Source organism: Pseudomonas sp. SDO55104_S430, assembly GCF_054070595.1.
The window spans coordinates 1-2,929 of sequence record NZ_JBSVXG010000395.1 but is presented as its reverse complement, the minus strand read 5'-3'; the positions used below and the strand labels follow the sequence as shown (position 1 = coordinate 2,929).

The following is a 2,929-nucleotide window of genomic DNA, read 5'->3' as shown; positions in this document are numbered from 1 at the left end:
TGGTTGTTCATACCTACCCTGTAGGAGCGAGGCTTGCCCGCGAAGGCGTCATCATCACCGCAAATTACCGGGTCGCCGTGGGCTTCAACACCAACCACAACGCCACCGCAATCAACACCCCGCCATAAACATGCGCCATCGACAGCGGCTCATCCAGAAACATCGCCCCCCACAACACCCCGAACGGCGGGATCGCGAAGGTCACGGTGGATGACTTCACCGGGCCGATCGCAGTGAGCAGGCGGAAGTAAATGATGTAGGCAAAGGCCGTGCACACCAGCCCCAACCCCAGCAGCGACAGCCAGACATTCCAGCCGCCCCAGCTCGCCGGAGGATGGCTGATCGCGCTGTAACCGAACAGCGGCAACAGGAACAACGTAGCCCCCAGCATGCTGCCCAGCGCCGACAGCCTACTGTCGAGCCCGCCGGCCTGATCCAGCCAGCGCCGCGCGAGGAATCCGGCAAAGCCGTAGCAGGTGGTGGCCAGCAGGCAGGAGAGGGCGCCCATCAGCAGTTGAGTGTCAAAGGCAACGGGACCGGCGCGGGTCAGGACGCCGACACCCAGCAACCCCAGAAACACTCCACCGAGCCTGGCGACAGTGAGCCGTTCATGGAAGAACAAACCACCGATCAACACACCCATCAAAGGCGTCGTGGCGTTGAAGATCGCCGAGTAACCGGCAGGCAGCACTTGGGCGGCCACCGAGTAAAGCGTCGCAGGCAGGCCCGAGTTGATCACCCCCAGCAGCATCACGGTTTTTAGCTTGCCCTTGAAATCCCAGCGCACCCGCATCAGCCCCAGAATCACCAGCAAACCGGCGGCGGCGATGGACACCCGGAAAAACGCAGTGGGGATCGTGCCAATCTCCGGGGCAATGATGCGCATGAACAGGAAACTCGCACCCCAGATGGCCGCCAGCGACAGTAATCGGAAAAGATCGACGGGGTTCACGGTGCGCTCCTGGCTTGATCGGGACGAGAGTGTTGCCGAGCGCCTGATCGATGGCAACCGCAAATCGGGCATTTAATTCGGGCCGAAAATTACACTTCTCCTGCACCCGCTTCACTGGCTAAGCTCAAGGCTTTCGAATTCCCGCAGAGGTCTCACCATGCCGCAGAATTGGCCAGCCGCCGACATCGCCCGTCTGATCCTCGACGGCTTTGACGATTACCGCGAGCATTTTCGCCGCATCACCGACGGTGCGCGGGCCCGCTTCGAGCAGGCGCAATGGCAGGAGACGCAATCGGCCTCGGCAGCGCGGATCAACCTGTATGAAGAGAAGGTCGGTGAAACGGTCGAGCGGCTGCGCATCGCATTCGATGACGACACCCTGGACGTCAGTTGCTGGCCGCTGGTCAAAAGCGCCTACATCAAGCTGATCGACCTGCGCTTCGACGATGAGCTTTCGGAGACTTGGTACAACTCGATTTTCTGCGGCCTGTTCAGCCACGACCTGATCAGCGACGGCTGCATGTTCATCCACACCACCCGGCCGAGCCTGCGTCGGGCCCGGGCCGCACAAACCCGCACCTACAAGCCCCAGGGCCAGCTGTCGGGCATGCTCGCCAGCATCTTTGCCGATTACCGCTTCAGCGAGGAATACGCCGATCTGCCCGGCGACTTGCGTCGTCTTGAGGCGCAGCTGCGCGAGAACCTGCCGGATTGGGTGTGTAAGGACCCGGAGCTGAGTGTCGAGCTGTTTTCCTCGGTGCTGTACCGCAACAAGGGCGCGTACCTGGTGGGGCGCATCTACACCGCCGACGAGCAGTGGCCGCTGGCGATTCCGCTGCTGCACCTGGAAGGTCGCGGCATTCAGATCGATGCGTTGATCACCGACGAAGCCGACGTGTCGATCATCTTCTCCTTCACTCGTTCGTACTTCATGGTGGATGTACCGGTGCCGGCGGAGTTCATCGGTTTCCTCAAACGTATCCTGCCGGGCAAGCACATCGCCGAGCTGTACACCTCGATCGGCTTCTACAAACACGGCAAGTCGGAGTTCTACCGGGCACTGATCAATCACCTGGCCAACACTGACGACCAGTTCATCATGGCCCCCGGCGTGCGCGGCATGGTGATGAGCGTATTCACCCTGCCGGGGTTCAACACCGTATTCAAAATCATCAAGGACCGGTTCTCGCCGTCGAAAAACGTCGATCGCGCCACGGTGATCGAAAAGTACCGGCTGGTGAAAAGCGTCGACCGTGTCGGGCGCATGGCCGATACCCAGGAGTTCGCCGACTTCCGTTTTCCGTTGGAGAAGTTCGAGCCGGCGTGCCTGGAAGAATTGCTGGAAGTCGCGCCGTCCACTGTTTCGGTGGAGGGCGACACGGTGCTGATCCGCCACTGCTGGACCGAACGGCGGATGACCCCGTTGAACCTTTACCTGGAAAACGCCAACGAAGCGCAGGTTCGCGAGGCGCTGGATGATTACGGTCTGGCGATCAAGCAACTGGCGGCGGCGAACATCTTTCCTGGCGACATGCTGCTGAAAAATTTCGGCGTCACCCGTCACGGCCGGGTGGTGTTCTACGACTACGACGAGATCTGTTTCCTCACCGAAGCCAACTTCCGCCACATCCCGCCGCCGCGTACCCCCGAGGACGAAATGGCGTCCGAACCCTGGTATTCGATCGGGCCGCTGGATGTATTCCCCGAAGAGTTTCCTCCATTCCTGTTCGCCGATTCGGGGCAGCGCAAGCTGTTCGACAGCTTGCATGGCGAGTTGTACAACGCCGATTACTGGAAGGGATTGCAGGAGGCGATTCGGGCGGGGAAGGTGATTGATGTGTTTCCGTATCGGCGCAAGAGCCCCGACAGCGAGTAAGCCTCCAACCGAACTCCTGTGGCGAGGGGCTCATGTGGCGAGGGGGCTTGCCCCCGTTGGGTGGCGAAGCCGCCCCTTTCTTTTGGGGCCGCTTCGCAGCC

General features: G+C 61.1%; 2 protein-coding genes. One reads left to right on the top strand and one right to left on the bottom strand.

Features of this window, described 5'->3' with window-relative positions; genetic code table 11:
• Positions 1-64: 64 nt before the first annotated feature.
• The gene (locus tag ACW9JE_RS29985) at positions 65-952 is read right to left on the bottom strand and encodes a DMT family transporter (protein WP_457434818.1); all 888 of its coding nucleotides are present in this window, start codon (positions 950-952) and stop codon (positions 65-67) included.
• A gap of 157 nt (positions 953-1,109) precedes the next feature.
• Between ACW9JE_RS29985 and aceK the strand changes: the two genes are divergently transcribed.
• Positions 1,110-2,828, top strand: a complete 1,719-nt coding sequence (gene aceK / locus ACW9JE_RS29980; protein WP_457434817.1) for a bifunctional isocitrate dehydrogenase kinase/phosphatase — start codon at positions 1,110-1,112, stop codon at positions 2,826-2,828.
• Positions 2,829-2,929 lie beyond the last annotated feature (101 nt).